This window comes from Gloeocapsopsis sp. IPPAS B-1203, from assembly GCF_002749975.1.
Lineage (GTDB): Bacteria > Cyanobacteriota > Cyanobacteriia > Cyanobacteriales > Chroococcidiopsidaceae > Gloeocapsopsis.
Genome location: NZ_PEIG01000011.1, coordinates 175435 through 192280, shown reverse-complemented (window position 1 = coordinate 192280; position 16846 = coordinate 175435). Strand labels below are relative to the sequence as shown.

Genomic DNA, 16846 nt, shown 5'->3' with positions numbered 1-16846 from the left:
GATGTGCTTTATTTGGCTTTCAAACTATTATTCTTTTCTTGGTTCAGTTGCCCTTCCGGAGGCGCTTTGCGCTCGCCTTTCCTTCTGGCGCTTTACTAATATATCTAACCTCAATCGATATTGTCAACCTTTTTTGGAGGAAAAAATGGAAAATCTTGAAAAGCTTACCAGATAATAGTTGTAGGCTATATTTCGAAAGAAAAAGCAGAAAAGGAGCTATCAATTATGAAAAATTTTGCGTTACCACCTCTTTTAATTCTCGATCCAATGCTTAGTGATTGGTTAATGGAGGACATTGGACGAGGCGATCGCACAACTCAAGGCTTATTGTCAGATGAGAATTCCTGGGTAGCAGCGCAGTGGATAGTAAAAGCTCCTGGAGTCATTGCGGGGTTGCCAGTTGCATCAAGAGTGTTTCAACTTCTCAATGAGAAAACTAATTTTATAACTACTATCGATGAAGGACAATTGTGTCAACCAGGGCAAGTGATAGCACAAATAGAAGGTCCACTAGATGCGATGCTCACAGGAGAGCGAGTAGCGTTGAATTTGGCGATGCATTTAAGTGGGATTGCGACTTTGACACGAAAGTATGTAGAGAAGCTAGCAGAACTTCCTACGCAGTTAGTCGATACGCGCAAAACAACACCAGGATTGAGGTTGCTTGAGAAATATGCAACTCAGATAGGTGGTGCAAGAAATCATCGTATGGGTCTAGATGATGCAGTCATGATCAAAGACAATCACATTGCTGCTGCTGGAGGAATAAGAAACGCGATCGCTCGCGTTCGCACTCAAATTCCTTATCCTCTAACCATAGAAGTCGAGACAGAAACGATTGAACAAGTACAAGAGGCTGTGCAGCATCAGGCAGACATTATCATGCTTGACAATATGCCTGTAGAAGTGATGCGACAGGCGGTTAAACTAATTCGTCAATACGATCCTCGTATTAAAATTGAGGCTTCGGGCAATATTACACTAGAGACAATTTATCAAGTAGGAGCTACAGGAGTTGATTATGTTTCGACAAGTGCTCCGGTGACTCAATCTTCATGGCTTGATTTAAGTATGAAAATTAAAAGCTAGGGTTGTAGTATAGAACTTCTTGAGTGCTGTGATGTCTCTTCTTCTCACCCCTTGACTTTATGAGTGCGACGCTAGATCAACTACAACATCGATTGACACAAGCTTTAGTTGCTGCTTTTGGCAATAATTATGCTGAGGTAGATCCTATACTTGTACCTGCGAGTAATCCCAAATTTGGTGACTATCAATCTAATGTAGCTTTGTCTTTGAGTAAGCCATTAAAACAGCCAGCACGAGCGATCGCTGAACAAATTACAGACAAGCTAGAAGTAGCTGACATTTGTGAACCACCAAGTATCGCGGGTCCTGGGTTTATCAATTTATTGTTAAAGACTGAATATTTAGAAACACAACTGCGTTCTAGCCAGACAGATCCAAGATTAGGTATTGCATTAGCAAAAACTCCTAAGCAAGTTGTTGTTGATTTCTCTAGCCCGAATATTGCGAAGGAAATGCATGTAGGACACCTGCGTTCTACAATTATTGGGGATTGTATTGCACGAATTTTAGAATTTCGCGGTCATGATGTTCTGCGGCTAAATCACGTTGGAGATTGGGGTACGCAATTCGGAATGTTGATTGCTTACTTGCGCGAAGCTTACCCTGATGCATTGACTACAGCTAATGCTTTGCAACTTGGAGATTTAGTTGCTTTTTATCGCAAAGCCAAGCAACGGTTTGATGAAGACGAGACATTTAGAGAGACAGCACGACAGGAAGTTGTAAAACTGCAAGCAGGAGTAGAAGATACTCAAAAAGCTTGGCGATTACTGTGCGAACAGTCACGGCGTGAGTTTCAAGTTATTTATGACTTACTTAATATTCATTTAACAGAGCGGGGAGAATCTTTTTACAATCCATTATTAGCAGCAGTTGTAGAAGATTTAGACCGCCAGGGCTTACTTGTAGAGGACGCAGGAGCAAAATGCGTTTTTCTAGAAGGCTTTGCTAATAAAGAGGGAGATCCACTTCCGTTGATTGTGCAGAAATCAGACGGTGGTTACAACTATGCGACAACTGACTTGGCTGCACTCCGTTACCGAATTAAACAAGATCAGGCAGAACGGTTAATTTATGTCACAGATGCGGGACAAGCAAATCACTTTGCACAGGTGTTTCAAGTAGCAAGACGGGCGGGTTGGATTCCGAACAACGTAGAAATTGTTCACGTTCCCTTTGGGTTAGTTTTGGGAGAAGATGGAAAGAAACTAAAAACGCGCTCTGGAGAGACTATTCGACTAAGAGATTTACTGGATGAAGCGATCGCGCGATCGCGTGCTGATTTAGAATCTCGGTTAAAAGCAGAAAACCGAAGTGAGACAGAAGAATTCAAAGCTAAAGTCTCCCAAGCCGTTGGTATCAGTGCCGTTAAATATGCTGACTTAAGTCAAAATCGGACAAGCAATTATATTTTTAGTTACGACAAAATGCTTGCTCTGCAAGGCAATACGGCACCTTATATGCTGTATGCGTATGTACGAATTCAAGGCATTAGTCGTAAGGGACAAATAGACTTTGAACAACTAGGTTCAGAAGCACAAATTTTCTTACATGAACCAACAGAATTTACGCTAGCAAAACACCTATTGCAACTAAGTGAAATCCTCAGTGGGGTTGAGCAAGATTTGATGCCAAATCGCTTGTGTCAGTACTTATTTGAACTCAGTCAGAAGTTCAATCAGTTTTACGATCAGTGTCCAGTTTTACAAGCAGAAGAACCGACACGAACATCTCGGTTGCTCTTATGCCACTTAACTGCGAGAACACTGCAACTCGGATTATCTTTACTGGGTATATCTGTTGTTGAAAGAATGTAGATTGTTAAAATCGCTATCAGCAACTCGCACAAGTTAACTCAGGCATTAATCGGTGTAAAATCTGCTTGAGTACCATTACTGTCCAATCAACATCTGCTGTTGTGACATCTCTTCCTAGAGTGAGGCGGAGTGCACCTAATGCTTGCTGGTGAGTATAGCCCATTGCAGACAATATTGGACTTGGAGAGAGCTTACCGCTATGACAAGCTGAACCAGAACTAATAGCAATTCCAGCTAAGTTCAGTTGGCGGACAATGGTTTTACCAGTAATGTTTTTATCGGTGTGTGTGAGGCAAAAACTCACATGATGTGGGAGGCGAGATGTAGGATCGCCTGTAGGAATTAAATAAGGTGTGTCGCTGAGTAAATTAAAAAGGCGATCGCGCAGTTGAATCAAGCGTGGTGTCTCTATATTCATTTCTTGTGCAGCCAATTCAGCCGCTACACCAAATCCTGCAATCATTGGTACAGCCTCTGTGCCAGAACGTCGGCGTGATTCTTGTCCACCACCACCAAGCAGAGGGACTAGCTCAATTCCAGGACGTATATAGAGTGCACCAGCACCTTGAGGACCATAAATTTTGTGACTAGAAACCGAAAGTAAGTCAATTGGGAGATGTTGTACATTAATTGGTAATCTTCCAGCAACTTGCACCGCATCAGTATGAAATAAAGCACCATGTATATGCGTAATTGTACTTAAAGAACCAATTGGCTGTAATGTTCCTACTTCGCTTTGTCCATAAATAATTGAAACTAAGACTGTATTGCTGCGTAATGCGGCTTTTAATTCTAATGGACTTACTCGTCCTTGCGCGTCTACTGGTAAGCGAGTGACTTGCCAACCCCATTGTTCTAGTAGTTTGACTGGCTCAGCGATCGCAGGATGTTCTACTTGAGAAATAATAATATGTTGTGGTTGTGAGTACTGACGCGCAACTCCCATAATTGCTAAGTTATCTGCTTCAGTACCGCCAGACGTAAAAACAATTGATTCGGCGGATGCATGAATTAAGCTAGCAACCTGCATTCGCGCTTGTTCCACTACTGTGGCTGCACGTCCACCCCATTCATGTAAGCTAGAGGGATTACCCCAGTATTGTGTTAAAACTGCTTGCATTGCAGCGATCGCTTCAGGGCGTGGCGGTGTTGTCGCACTGTAGTCTAAATAAATTTGCATGGTGTCAAGCTCTAAATCATTCAGTAACCAGCTAGCTAAGGTTACTTCTTTCAGGATATCGCTTGAATGACTGTGCGATCGCACATTACGACTGGGAAAACTCGATTTAGTAGCAATTCACAAATTATTCCGTGCGTCTATTATCTGTCACTGCCAGCCGCCTGTTAGTTTTACTGTCCTTAAGTTTAACTGCGTGTCAATCGGTACAATTACAACAAAAACCGCAACCTCTACCACAAGATCCTTTTGTTGAAGTGTACTTTAATCACACAGAAGCAGCAGAGTATCAAGAACCTTATCGCCAGCAAAAACGTCAGGGTGACAATTTAGAGCAAAAAATTATTGAGGCGATCGCTTCTGCCCAAGCTACAGTGGATGTGGCAATTCAAGAGTTACGTTTACCGAAAATTGCTCAAGCCTTAGTAGAACGTCATCAAGCTGGAGTACAAGTTAGAGTTATTTTAGAAAATAACTATAGTCGCCCGTGGAGTAGCTTTACTGCTGCAGAAGTTGAGAAACTCACACAGCGCGAACGCAGTCGCTATCAAGAATTTCGGGCTTTAGTAGATCGCAACAAAGATGGCAAAATGACTACTGAGGAAATTAATCAAGGTGATGCTTTAGTCATCCTTAATCAAGCAAAAATTCCTTGGATTGATGATACTGCGGATGGTTCAGCAGGTAGTGGATTGATGCATCACAAATTTGTCGTTGTTGACAAACAAACCGTAATTGTGACATCTGCTAACTTCACCACAAGTGATATTCATGGTGATTTTAGTTCTCCTGGCAGTATAGGTAATGCCAATAATCTTTTAAAAATTGATAGCCCAGAGTTAGCCAAGCTATTTACTGAAGAAGTTAATTTAATGTGGGGTGATGGTCCTGGTGGTCAACTTGACAGCCAGTTTGGTTTAAAAAAGCCATTGCGATCACCGCAATATGTTCAAGTTGGCAATAATCATATTTCAGTACAGTTTTCTCCAACTTCGCCTACTGTTTCTTGGCAAAACAGCACGAATGGTTTAATCGGACAATTTCTCAATACAGCCACTCGTTCAGTAGATTTAGCTTTGTTTGTCTTTTCAGAACAAAGGTTAGCAAATATTCTAGAGACTTCGCATCAGCAAAATGTCCAAATTCGAGCATTAATTGACCCAAGTTTTGCATTTCGCACTTATAGTGAAGCGTTAGACATGATGGGAGTGGCGCTGAGTGATAACTGTAAGTATGAAAAAAATAATCGTCCTTGGCAAAATACGATCGCTACTGTTGGAACACCACAATTAGCGCAAGGCGATTCTCTACATCACAAGTTTGCTGTTGTAGACAAACGAATCGTCATTACAGGTTCGCATAACTGGTCAGCTGCAGCAAATGCAAAAAACGACGAAACATTATTAATCTTACAAAACTCAACTGTTGCAGCGCATTATGTAGAGGAATTTGAGCGACTCTATGCAACTGCACAACTAGGCGTACCAGTTAGTGTTCAAAAGAAAATTAGGGAACAACAGCAACAGTGTGCGCAATTTCAATCTGCTGATGTAGCCAACACGAACACAGGCGATAAAGTTAATCTCAACACAGCTAGCTTAGAAGAACTAACTGCATTACCTGGTATTGGTGAGAAACTAGCACAAAGAATTATCACTGCACGTCAGGAACAACCTTTTACATCTCTAGCAGATTTAGAACGTATATCAGGAATCGGAACAAATTTAGTAACTAGGTTCGGCGATCGCGTGACTTGGTAATTAGCTTGTTATCCTGAAAGAAGCTCTGCTGCTTATGCTTGACTAGAATTATGACCCAGCAACCTGCACGCATTTGTATTCTCGGTGGTGGTTTTGGTGGTCTTTATACTGCCTTAAGATTGTCACAATTACCGTGGAAGTCACAAAAACCAGAAATTGTGCTTGTCGATCAAAGCGATCGCTTTTTATTCTCACCATTACTTTACGAACTTCTGACAGGTGAACTACAAACTTGGGAAATAGCACCACCATTCTCAGAAATATTCGCTGGCACAGGTATACGTTTTTATCAAGGAACTGTTACAGGTATTAATATTGACGAACAGCGAGTTCATTTACAAGAAGGTTCAGAAATTCCCTACGATCGCTTAGTTCTTGCATTAGGTGGCGAAACTCCACTCGATATGGTTCCTGGAGCAACATCATATGCTTTTCCTTTCCGGACAATTGATGATGCGTATCACCTAGAAGCGCGACTGCGACTGCTTGAAGAGTCCCCTGTTGACAAAATCCGCGTAGCAATCGTAGGAGGAGGTTACTGTGGCGTCGAGTTGGCGTGTAAATTGGCAGATCGCTTGCAAAATCGCGCCCGCATTCGTTTGATCGAAATGACGGATCAGGTCTTGCGGACATCACCAGAATACAATCGCATTGCTGCTAGTAATGCTTTGGATGCGCGGGGAATTTGGATTGATTTGGAAACGAAAGTCCAAGAAATTGAACCACAGGCGATCGCACTCGAATACAAAAATCAAGTTGATACAATTCCTGTAGATATCGTCATTTGGACAGTAGGAACGCGGGTTTCACCTGTTGTGCGATCGCTTGCTCTCAAGCAACAGCACGGTAAATTAACAACAACATCCACTTTACAAGTTGTAGACCATCCCGAAATTTTTGCTCTAGGGGATTTAGCTGACTGTCGTGACGCAGAAGGGCAACAAGTACCCTCAACTGCTCAAGCTGCATTTCAACAAGCAGATTATGTAGGCTGGAACGTCTGGGCTTCATTAACAGAACGTCCTTTACTTCCCTTCCGTTATCAACATTTAGGTGAAATGATGACGTTGGGAACAGACAACGCTACTTTTACAGGTTTAGGAATTAAGCTTGATGGTCCGTTAGCTTATGTAGCACGTCGCTTGGCGTATCTTTATCGTATGCCTACACTAGGTCACAAACTCAAAGTCGGGATTAATTGGATCACTAGCCCGTTTACTGAACTAGCTGAATAGTTTTAACAGTAACGATTACCAGGGTATGATTAAAGGCAAACAATTTCTACTTAGATTCCGCGATCGCCGTAGGCTAGCAGCTAATAACAGATGATGCAAAAACCAAAGATCATTTTTCTTGATGCAGTTGGTACGCTTTTCGGAGTTAAAGGTAGCGTTGGTCAAGCCTATAGTGAGGTAGCACAAAAATTTGGAATCTACATCTCAGCTAAAACATTAAATCAAGCGTTTCTACAAAGTTTTCAAGCAGCTCCACCACCAGTCTTTCCAGAAATGGAACCAGATGAGATCGCAGCGTGTGAGTTTCATTGGTGGAAAACAGTTGTACAGCAAACTTTTCAGCAGGTGGGCGTTCTTAATCAATTTACTGATTTCTCTGCTTTCTTCACAGAATTGTATCGGTATTTTGCAACTGCTGATCCTTGGTATGTGTATCCTGACGTTGCTCCTGCCTTGGAACGTTGGCAACAGATGGAAGTTGAGCTAGGAATAATATCAAATTTTGATTCTCGACTCTACTTAGTTCTAGCAGAACTTGATCTAGAAAAGTTCTTTACTTCTATCACTATTTCTACTGAAGCAGGCGCAGCGAAGCCCAATCAGGAAATTTTTATGACAGCACTCGCGAAACATAACTGCAGTCCTGAGTTAGCCTGGCACATTGGTGATAGTTGGAATGAGGACTATCACGGAGCAACAGCAGCTGGAATTAAAGCATTTATCATTGACCGTAGCACGTAGTTATACTCAATTGAACTCAAGCCTAGCTAACATCAATCTAGCTAGGCTTCGAGGAAGAAAACTGATTGTTTAATAATCTAGTTGCGTGCAATAAGCTGACTTGCTTCTATTTCTAACATTTGAACCAGTTTTTGGTCGCCTTTGGCTCGTGCTACTTGCAGCCGATATTCCAAATTTTGACGAATATTAGCAATATGAGTGTGATTTAACTGCATTAAAGCTTTTTGGCGATTGCTCGTTATTGATTCTTGCTGTGGTGTTGACTTAGCTACTGTTTTATCTTCGTACTGTCGGCGTAAGACACTTGCTTCCACATCTATTGGATGTCCAGAGGAGTAGCTAACTCCACGATACTTTAGTCCAACTACAGGTTGAGGTGTAGGAATATGTCTTGGATAATGATGTTTCCAACTTACACCTCGATATTGTCCGCCCGCTTCACCTTCTATCATCTCAGTAGCAGGTGTACATGATTCATAGTTAATGCCTCTATACTTGAATTTCATCTCCCTAGCCTTTTCTATAAATTACTTGAGTTTAGGTTTTGAATATGTAAGGCGCGTTCCTTCGGGAGTGATCCCTACTTCCGTCTCTACAAAACATCTAACTTAAGGCAGATTTTGTAAAAAATAGAGATGAACGTTTTGTTTTCTGTATCCTATTTTACTGTTTATTAGCAAAAACGTCAAACTTAACAAAACTTAATATAACAGCAAATATGTTCTGATAAATGACTTATCAAGACTTTTGTCTAAATTTAAAACTTTAAAATCTATTCAGTAAGAGCACTGCATCAATAAATTTATTAGTCACAACGCTGCATTAATCTTTAGACTGCAGTAGAAAAGTAGATGTATATAGATGTTTAGGTATCTTTGTACTACTTAAATTCCACTGAGAAACTTGAGAAGAACAATTATATGTATTGTTCCAATGAAATAATTCAGTTACTGGTATTGGTTTACCAATATAATAGCCTTGAGCATAATCAATACCTAATTGATGTAGTAGCTGTATAGTTTCTGAATTAGCTACAAACTCAGAATTGTAGAAATAGATAGCCCGCGGGCGACTTCTACAATTGCTTTAACCAAGTGACGATCTAAAATATCTTTCGCGAGATTTTTAATAAAACTACCATCTATCTTGAGGTAGTCTACTGGTAAGTGTTTGAGTTGCGAAAACGAAGAGTAACCTATACCAAAATCATCAATAGCAAATTGGCAACCCATTTGCTTGAGCGTATTAATAAATTTACGGGCTTGAGAAAAATCAGCGATCGCAGCCGTTTCGGTAATCTCTAATATTAAAGATGCAGGATTTACACCTGTTGTGGTAAGCTCTTGTTGAATCATCGGCAAAAGTTCGCTATCAGATAATGATTTGCCGGAAATGTTAACTTCTAATCTCAAATCATTACCTACTTTTGCATGATCAGCAATTAAATGAATTGCTTGGCGAACAACCCAACGATCAATATGAAAAATTAATCCACAGTTCTCAGCAATTGGTAGGAATGTATTAGGAGAAATAACCTCTCCATCTTTACCTAGCATCCGAATTAAAACTTCATAGCAGGAAGTACTGTTACTTTGCAAATCTAAAATGGGTTGACAGTAAAGAACAAACAAGTCTTGCTCAAGCGCTTCACGGATTTGATTTTTCCAGAAATTTCGCGACTGAATTTGAGCTTGCCAATGAGGATCAGGAGTGTAAAAGCTAAAACAATTGCTGCCAAGTTCTTTTGATTTATACATGGCAAGATCTGCATGAGCAAGGAGTTCATCTGCAACAACTCCATGCTCTGGAAACAGAGTAGCACCCAAGCTTGCTGTTACTCTTACTGGTTGACCATTTGCAATAACTACATGATTTTCAAGTGCATTTAAAATCTTTTGCAGAATTAAATGAACTTGACTCATAGAAGTTTGTGGGATAAGTATGGCAAATTCATCTCCACCCAAGCGTGCCAAAATATCCTTATTTTCTACTTGCTCTTGTAGTAAAGTGGCAAGATTTCTAAGCAGATCATCTCCTGCTTTGTGCCCAAAAGAATCATTAATATCCTTAAAGTCATCGATGTCTATTAAGATTAAAGCTCCACAATGGCGATCGCGCTGTGCTAACTCTAAATAATACTCAAGTTGAGCTTGAAAGTAGCGGCGATTGAACAAGCCAGTTAAAGAATCGTGGTTAGCTAAGTATGAAAGTTGCGCTTCTAAACGCTTGCGTTCAGTGATATCGCGAGCAATAGTAGCAACAAAATCAAGCTCTCCAGAAGTTGAGCTTTTGGCAACAACGACTTGTGAAACAGGAATTTCTTCTTTGTCGCGGTTGAGTAGTGCCATTTCTCCGTTCCAAACTCCATGTGAAAGAAGAGTAGGTACCACTTCATTAAGAAAAACTTTATTCACCCAGTTAGGGTGACAGTGAAAAACACTAAGCTGTGAAATGTCTTGCTGGGTATCCAGCCCTAGCATATTTCGACCAGCTTGATTAAGATACAACGGCTTTCCTTGACTATCCGCAATTCCAACAAAGTCTGTTGTTGCTTCTAAAATTGCAGTGAAGCGGGCTTGCGCTGCTTCAGTTCGTTTGCGCTCAGTGATGTTTTCTACAGTACCTTCATAACATAATAATTCGCCATGCACGTTGCGCACAGTTCGCGCATTTTCTGAGATCCAGATAGTACCACCATCTTTACAGTAAACTTGCGATTCAAAGTCAGATACAGCACTGTGTTGTTGCATCAAATCAATAAACTCGGCACGACGATTGCGATCGACATAAAGTTGACATTCAATATCAGTTACATTTGCAACAAGTTCTGCAGGTGACTCATAACCATAAATTCTTGCTAATGCTGGATTTGCGCTGAGATACTGCCCTGTAGGTGTAGTTTGAAAAATTCCTTCACTTGCGTTTTCAAAAATACTACGATACTTTTCTTCTGCTTGCCGTAGTGCTCCTTCAGTTTGTATTCGTTTTGTTACATCGTAAGCAGAAACAACGACAGCCTGCTTTCCTATAAAAGTTAGGGAGTGGGAGGAAATTTCTACGTTAATGATAGTTCCATCTTTTTTACAATGTCTCCAAACACCATGAGAACTCATATCAGGCGTCAAATATTTGAGTTGCTGCATCAAACGGGCTATATCTTCAGGTGGACGAAGATCTTTAATCGTCATCGATAAAAATTCATTGCGTTTGTAGCCATAATGCTGAATGGCAGCATTATTTACAGCAAGAAAAGAAAGAGTTTCAAGATCGTACACCCACATTGGACAAGGGTGACTTTCAAATAACTCTCGGTATCTCTGCTCGCTTTCCTTAAGAGCAACTTCCGAACGCTTAAGTTCAGAAATATCGGTAATAAATCCCTCTAATCCAAGAATCTCTCCATTACTATTAAAAACTCCATTACCCTTTTCCCATAACCACTTTAGCTCGCCCGACTTTGTGAAAATACGGTACTCAATAACATACTGTCGTTTTACTTCTACTGCTTTCGTAATGCTTTGTAGAACTCTAGGTAAATCTTCTGGGTGGGTGATAGCGTTATACAATCCTGTAGTTCCTGTCAGCTCATCACTTCGATAACCTGTTAATTCTAAGCAACCTTCGCTTACGTAGGTCATTGTCCAACCAGGATCATTACTACAAGCAAATGCAATTCCTGGTAGTGAGTCAACCAAAGTTGTTAATCGACGTTGACTTTCTGCTAGCGCTACTTCTGTATGCAAGCGTTGTGCAGTAAAAACTTCCTGAAATACTAAAAATAGAATAACTATAGTTGTAATATTAGCGGCTTCTGGTGGTAAAAAGTGGCTGAAATTGTTCACTATAAATGCTAACTGTTGCCCAGTATGTGTAGAAAATACAGATGTCTCCATATAATAGTAAATTCCAATACTAATTGCGATCGCAGTTGCAACACCAACAATCCACCAGTTAGATACCCTTTTTGAGATGAAATGATATCCAGACCATAATTTCAATAAGCAACCAAAACTCATGCTTCCAATCAAAGTTGCTATCAACAACGAGTCATAATCAATTTGTAGTACTGGTAGTGATAACATGACTATTCCAAAGCAGCTTATTCCTGTAAAAAGCTTTCCTATAAGAGAACTAATTGTCAAAAAATAGAGAATTGGAACGAAAACAATCAAACTAGTAATCTGCATTTGTTGTGATTGATTGTATGTAATCAAGCTTATCAAATAAATTAAGCACACACTGATTTCTAAAGCGCTCGCACTCCCAATAAGTACTTGTCTACGCAAATAAAGCTTTTTCCAGAATTCTAAAGGTTCTTCTAACACAGTAGAAGCAACTGTTATGACAGTAACTATTGAAATAATCAAATACAGATTATATATAGCTATCATGACTAGGCATTTTTATATACGTTAATATGTTGCTGCACTCTCAACGCAATACTTGATTTCCCAAAAAACAAACTCTTGCTATTCAATTTATTTGTGCCCTATTTTGTCATCTTTTTATTCTGGGTTATTACTGATATTAAATATGGCAAGCTTAGATTTTTTAACCTCACTGAGTTTATTAATACTGCTAAATCACTGAGATGGTAAGTAAAAAATTGGTAAATTCTCAGCTTCTTTTACAATGTTTTAGTTAAAAATACATAGCAAAATTGGCAAAAAATAGATATTAACTGTCAAGAATAATAGCAGTAGAGTGCATGGGATTAAGAAGTTAATTGATACCTGGCAAAGGTACTCGGAATTAATATGGTTTATAAATTAGCCAATAAAGTGCAGAATATAGAAAGAATTACGCTTAGGTGACACAGTAGAACTATGGCTGTTAAAAAGGGAGATTTAGTCCGTGCGGTTCGAGAAAAGTTAGAAAGTACTCTAGAAGCTCAAGCTAGCGACGCACGTTTTCCGTCATACATTTTTGAAACTAAAGGGGAAGTTTTGGAGATTAAAGGAGATTATGCACTTGTTGTATTTGGGCAAGTGCCTACTCCAAACATATGGTTGCGGGTAGATCAGCTAGAGTCATTTAAGTAAATTGTCGATTGTTATTGATTCATTTTGTGTCTTAGTAGCAAGCAATGGGAAATTGTCTTCTACAATAATGGTCATTAGCACTCAGTGACAGTGTCTTATGAGACTAACTGGCTAATAGCAGGTCAGTTACACTGTAGATTAGTCTACATAACACGTAAGTGGTGTTTTATCTTGGGTAAACGCATTTATCATCTATGCCTATTGCCTCTACTTCCTCTCAGTTAGTAAATGCTTCTCCCCGCGTTACGATTGTGGGCGTCGGTAAAGTTGGTAGCACTTTAGCTCAACAAATTGGTGAGAAAAATCTTGCTGATGTAGTGTTATTAGATGAAGTAGAGGGTTTACCTCAAGGTTTAGCGCTCGATTTGATGGAAGCAAAAGGAATATCGCAGCATAGTCGTCAGTTTATTGGCACAACAAATTACGCTGATAGTGCTGGTTCAGACATTGTAGTCATTACAGCAGGGCAACCACGTAAACCAGGGATGAGCCGAGATGCGTTGCTTAAAACTAATGCCAAAATCGTAGTTGAGACAGCAACAAATGCGATCGCTCATTCCCCTAATGCAATCTTAATTGTGGTAACTAATCCCTTAGATGTGATGACGTATCTTGCTTGGCAAGCCACTCAACTTCCTGCCCAACGAGTAATAGGTATGGCTGGAGTTTTAGACTCAGCGCGCTTCCAGGCTTTTGTTGCGATGGAGTTAGGTGTCAGTATTGCAGACGTACGAGCAATAGTGTTAGGTAGCCATGGCGATTTGATGGTACCTTTGCCGCGCTATTCTACAGTTAATGGTGTTCCAATTACAGAATTGATCAATGCTACAACAATCGAGCGCCTAGTAGAAAGAACGCGGAAGGGAGGCGCAGAAATTGTCGAGTTGATGCAGACAGGTAGTGCTTATTTTGCGCCTGCGGCGTCTACATTTTTAATGGTTGAAGCTATTCTACTTAATCAGTTTCGTTTAGTGCCTGTAGCAACTTATCTGCAAGGTGAATATGGCTTACATGACATCTTCATTGGCGTGCCTACGTTGCTTGGGGCTAGTGGTGTCGAGAAGATATTAGAACTACAACTAACAGATACAGAAATTGCTGCATTACACTTAGCAGCGCAAGAAGTCCGACAAAATGTTGAGCAAGCAAAATCGCTTGTAAAAATAAACTAAGTACAAAAAGTATTTTGCTTCTCAAAAAGACATACTGAATTTCACTGAAAATTTACGTATGTCTACGGTAGAGTTGGTTTTTTTCTATCAATATACTGAAATAAGCAGTATTTTATTGGTATTAGTATTTTGCCGTAAAACCTTAGAGTTACTCCTACAAAAATTAAAGGATAAAGGTCTTACTTTTTAAGTATTACTGAAAAACTCCTCACCGAGTTTCCCTACTTTTCCTGATTGAGAAATTACAAGTCTCAGTAGTAATCTAACAATACGTAGCAAAATCTTTACTAAATTTTCATTACTACTGTTTGATTCAACCTTAGTTTCTTTACTCAAAATCAGGCATGCTCTAATTGTTGGTACTTATCTTATTTAAAAGTACTTATGAATACTATTTTCTTGCTCTATCTGGTTACTGCCTATCTCTTTTCAGGATTTGTTTGCTGGCTAGCTATATTAAAAAGCTGTAATCGGCGCTTTTCACCTCCACGCTGGCAATGTCCTTTAATAGTGACTTTTTGGCCAATTTGGATTATGTTTGAGATTAGAAACTAGCAGAATTATGTCAGTAAATTAGCTACTTAGTAGCTCTAATTAAAATACATTAAATATTAACTATTTTTTATACTTTAATAGCAAAATCTGACTTACTACACGTCCTAGCATTTCTCTTAGAACTGAAGAACGATTTATTGCTGGCAGTTAGGACAAAAGTGAGAAGAACGTCCTGTTAATCTAATCCGTTGAATTGGTGTTTGGCAGATGCGACAGGGTTGTCCGGTACGGTTATAAACCCAAGCAATACCGCTGTATTTACCATTAACACCTTGTACATTCAAAAAGGTACTAAAGGTTGTCCCACCTGCTGCGAGACTTGTTTTTAATACTTGGATGATGGCATGGCGCAACATTTCTATCTGAGATAAACTCAACTCAGTACAAAGAGTTGTTGGTCGCAGTTTACTGAGAAATAATGCTTCATCAGCGTAAATGTTACCTAATCCAGCAACAAGTGCTTGGTCTAGAAGAGCAGTTTTGATTGCGCGGTGGCATTTTTTAAATTTTTGTGCTAAGTACTCGACAGAGAATTGGGGAGCAAACGGATCTAATCCTAGTCTGGCTAGACCTGTCATAACGCTTTCAGCTGGAATGCCTGGTTGTACCCACCACATTTGACCAAAAGTTCGTTGGTCAACAAAGCGCAACTCTAGACCATGAGCAAAAAAAAGTCTAGCGCGAGTGTGCTTTTGTAAATCTTCGTCTTGGTTTAACCACAACAACTGACCAGTCATGCGCAAATGTATGCCCAACCAGCCAGCTGCAGCTTCTGTAGAACTTTGAGTTAGTTCAGCTAATAAGTACTTGCCATAACGATGCCAATGAGCGATCGCACTTCCTTGAATACCTTTAAGAAAATCTGCTATAGAAACAGGGTGGGCGATCGTGCGCTCTAATAACACATCCCCACCCATAATCTCTTTGTTCAAGGTCACTTGATTTAGACCCTGTCGTACAGTTTCTACTTCAGGTAGTTCCGGCACAATTTAACGAGACTCGGTTCCTTGGTTAGCATCACCCACTACAGTAGAACTGCCTTCTCCAGACTCTGGTGCAGCTGTCGTTTTGCCTTCAGGTTTTAGCGGAGTTCCCTGACCAGTTGTCCGAGTGCGCTCATCGATGGTAGTTTGTTTACCACCGGAAGCGGATGGAGTTGCTTTTTTCGCTTTGGATACAGGTTTTTCAATCTCTACCAGCTCTGTTTCAGAAAAGTTATTGGTGTTTACACCTGCGTAGTTGACTTTATCAAAGCGGACAATCACTGGGTAGCGAATACCACTTTTGTCAACAGAAGCAACAACTCCTGTATCCTGAAACCAGTAGGACTCTTTGCGGAGGATTCGCACTTTTGAACCACGTTCAACCATTTGTACTTTTCCTTTTAATTATCAATTGCCACTGATACGGCTAATAGATTTCACTCTACAACGTGTTGTCAGCAATAAAGTCGAGTATTAAGTTATTTGTCTGACTGAGGCTATCACCTATTTTTCAGCGTACTACTCAGCAGCAACTTACTGTACTTTTCAGGCTTTAAGTTTTATGAATTTGTGATAAGTCCATCTATTCGTTAATTAATGTTGAGTTGTTAATTTTTGGTTATCTGATGGCTCAATCCAACGTACGGCAATAAAATGTGCCGTCTGACCCCAAGCATCGCGCGTTATCCTGATATTCTCCACTGCTAAGTTAAAAGGAATTGCTGTTGTGAGGTAACGTTGAGCTAATATTCCAACATTTGGTGCTAAATGAGCAGTTGTAGTTGCCGCTAATCCTAAACCAAAAAGTTGCTCAATTGGTCCACGAGGTAAAAGCAGATGAAATCCTACAGTTAGCCCTGCTGCTAGTAAAATTCCTACAGAAAGATTCGTACCACAACGCGGATGTATGGCTAAACTCCATTCTCCTCCTACTAGTCGTTGCCGAGCTGTTTCGACTGCGCTACTTAGAGCGGCTTGATTTAAATGACCGTAGAGATAAAATCCTTGCTCAGTAGATAAACCTCCTAGTAACTGACTCTCGGTTGAGTTTTGACTTGTATTCTGTAGTTCGCTGAGTACCCATACAGTTGCATGTTCTAGGGCATGAACCTGCCGCAGCATTAAAATATCTTTTATTCCTGGGATAAAAGCTAGCTGTCTAACAATTTCTGTATCTTGGTTTTGTGTAGGCTGGATTAGACTATCGAAATCACAAAAGTTGAAAATACCCTGAGAAGATTTCGTATCAGTGATATTCATGGCAGCATTTCTCCA

General features: G+C 40.1%; 13 protein-coding genes and 1 riboswitch. Of the genes, 7 read left to right on the top strand and 6 right to left on the bottom strand.

Annotated elements, in window-relative coordinates:
- The first annotated feature begins 225 nt into the window (after positions 1 to 225).
- Both nadC and argS read left to right on the top strand, forming a co-directional pair.
- Entirely contained in the window at positions 226 to 1089 is an 864-nt protein-coding gene (nadC, locus tag CSQ79_RS19285) for a carboxylating nicotinate-nucleotide diphosphorylase (protein ID WP_099702771.1), read from the top strand.
- A gap of 59 nt (positions 1090 to 1148) precedes the next feature.
- The gene (gene argS, locus CSQ79_RS19280; RefSeq protein ID WP_099702770.1) at positions 1149 to 2906 is read left to right on the top strand and encodes an arginine--tRNA ligase; all 1758 of its coding nucleotides are present in this window, start codon (positions 1149 to 1151) and stop codon (positions 2904 to 2906) included.
- Positions 2907 to 2922: 16 nt separating this feature from the next.
- Here the strand turns inward: argS and CSQ79_RS19275 are convergent, their stop codons facing one another.
- On the bottom strand, positions 2923 to 4086 hold the full coding sequence (locus CSQ79_RS19275) for a cysteine desulfurase family protein (protein WP_099702785.1): 1164 nt from the start codon (positions 4084 to 4086) through the stop codon (positions 2923 to 2925).
- 131 nt (positions 4087 to 4217) lie between these two features.
- Between CSQ79_RS19275 and CSQ79_RS19270 the strand changes: the two genes are divergently transcribed.
- The 3 genes from CSQ79_RS19270 (at position 4218) to CSQ79_RS19260 (ending at position 7819) form a co-directional block, all read left to right on the top strand.
- A complete protein-coding gene (locus CSQ79_RS19270; RefSeq protein WP_099702769.1) occupies positions 4218 to 5843 on the top strand; it encodes a DUF655 domain-containing protein in 1626 nt (541 codons plus the stop codon).
- 50 nt (positions 5844 to 5893) lie between these two features.
- Positions 5894 to 7078 (top strand): NAD(P)/FAD-dependent oxidoreductase, encoded by a 1185-nt coding sequence (locus tag CSQ79_RS19265; protein ID WP_099702768.1) that lies wholly within the window; start codon positions 5894 to 5896, stop codon positions 7076 to 7078.
- 93 nt (positions 7079 to 7171) lie between these two features.
- Complete coding sequence (locus tag CSQ79_RS19260; RefSeq protein ID WP_099702784.1) at positions 7172 to 7819, top strand: HAD-IA family hydrolase; 648 nt, start codon at positions 7172 to 7174, stop codon at positions 7817 to 7819.
- Between the two features lie 77 nt (positions 7820 to 7896).
- On the opposite strand, the gene pirA is transcribed toward CSQ79_RS19260, so the two are convergent.
- Entirely contained in the window at positions 7897 to 8325 is a 429-nt protein-coding gene (gene pirA, locus CSQ79_RS19255; RefSeq protein WP_099702767.1) for an arginine synthesis PII-interacting regulator PirA, read from the bottom strand.
- A 50-nt stretch (positions 8326 to 8375) separates the two neighbouring features.
- Positions 8376 to 8463, bottom strand: a riboswitch (Glutamine riboswitch).
- A gap of 387 nt (positions 8464 to 8850) precedes the next feature.
- Positions 8851 to 11901: a PAS domain-containing protein gene (locus CSQ79_RS19250; RefSeq protein ID WP_289501323.1), complete on the bottom strand. Its 3051-nt coding sequence runs from the start codon at positions 11899 to 11901 to the stop codon at positions 8851 to 8853.
- A gap of 744 nt (positions 11902 to 12645) precedes the next feature.
- On the opposite strand from CSQ79_RS19250, the gene CSQ79_RS19245 reads away from it, so the two are divergent.
- Together CSQ79_RS19245 and mdh are read left to right on the top strand one after the other, a co-directional pair.
- Complete coding sequence (locus CSQ79_RS19245; protein WP_099702765.1) at positions 12646 to 12861, top strand: NAD(P)H-quinone oxidoreductase subunit O; 216 nt, start codon at positions 12646 to 12648, stop codon at positions 12859 to 12861.
- Positions 12862 to 13055: 194 nt separating this feature from the next.
- Positions 13056 to 14033 carry a malate dehydrogenase gene (mdh, locus tag CSQ79_RS19240; RefSeq protein ID WP_099702764.1) on the top strand — a complete coding sequence of 326 codons (978 nt, stop codon included), beginning with the start codon at positions 13056 to 13058 and terminating at the stop codon, positions 14031 to 14033.
- A gap of 689 nt (positions 14034 to 14722) precedes the next feature.
- Here the strand turns inward: mdh and CSQ79_RS19235 are convergent.
- From CSQ79_RS19235 to CSQ79_RS19225, 3 genes are all read right to left on the bottom strand, one after another.
- The gene (locus tag CSQ79_RS19235) at positions 14723 to 15574 is read right to left on the bottom strand and encodes a DNA-formamidopyrimidine glycosylase (RefSeq protein ID WP_099702763.1); all 852 of its coding nucleotides are present in this window, start codon (positions 15572 to 15574) and stop codon (positions 14723 to 14725) included.
- 3 nt (positions 15575 to 15577) lie between these two features.
- Positions 15578 to 15958 (bottom strand): photosystem I reaction center subunit IV, encoded by a 381-nt coding sequence (locus tag CSQ79_RS28980; protein WP_099702762.1) that lies wholly within the window; start codon positions 15956 to 15958, stop codon positions 15578 to 15580.
- Positions 15959 to 16165: 207 nt separating this feature from the next.
- Complete coding sequence (locus tag CSQ79_RS19225; RefSeq protein WP_099702761.1) at positions 16166 to 16831, bottom strand: DUF6391 domain-containing protein; 666 nt, start codon at positions 16829 to 16831, stop codon at positions 16166 to 16168.
- Positions 16832 to 16846 lie beyond the last annotated feature (15 nt).

What these genes read in the sequence shown, in the direction of transcription:
- mdh (WP_099702764.1), top strand. Translation starts at nt 13,056, where the DNA reads ATGCCTATTGCCTCTACTTCCTCTCAGTTAGTAAATGCTTCTCCCCGC.
- nadC (WP_099702771.1), top strand. Translation starts at nt 226, where the DNA reads ATGAAAAATTTTGCGTTACCACCTCTTTTAATTCTCGATCCAATGCTT.
- CSQ79_RS19250 (WP_289501323.1), bottom strand. Translation starts at nt 11,901, where the DNA reads ATGTTATCACTACCAGTACTACAAATTGATTATGACTCGTTGTTGATA.
- pirA (WP_099702767.1), bottom strand. Translation starts at nt 8,325, where the DNA reads ATGAAATTCAAGTATAGAGGCATTAACTATGAATCATGTACACCTGCT.
- CSQ79_RS28980 (WP_099702762.1), bottom strand. Translation starts at nt 15,958, where the DNA reads ATGGTTGAACGTGGTTCAAAAGTGCGAATCCTCCGCAAAGAGTCCTAC.
- CSQ79_RS19275 (WP_099702785.1), bottom strand. Translation starts at nt 4,086, where the DNA reads ATGCAAATTTATTTAGACTACAGTGCGACAACACCGCCACGCCCTGAA.
- CSQ79_RS19260 (WP_099702784.1), top strand. Translation starts at nt 7,172, where the DNA reads ATGCAAAAACCAAAGATCATTTTTCTTGATGCAGTTGGTACGCTTTTC.
- argS (WP_099702770.1), top strand. Translation starts at nt 1,149, where the DNA reads ATGAGTGCGACGCTAGATCAACTACAACATCGATTGACACAAGCTTTA.
- CSQ79_RS19245 (WP_099702765.1), top strand. Translation starts at nt 12,646, where the DNA reads ATGGCTGTTAAAAAGGGAGATTTAGTCCGTGCGGTTCGAGAAAAGTTA.
- CSQ79_RS19225 (WP_099702761.1), bottom strand. Translation starts at nt 16,831, where the DNA reads ATGAATATCACTGATACGAAATCTTCTCAGGGTATTTTCAACTTTTGT.
- CSQ79_RS19265 (WP_099702768.1), top strand. Translation starts at nt 5,894, where the DNA reads ATGACCCAGCAACCTGCACGCATTTGTATTCTCGGTGGTGGTTTTGGT.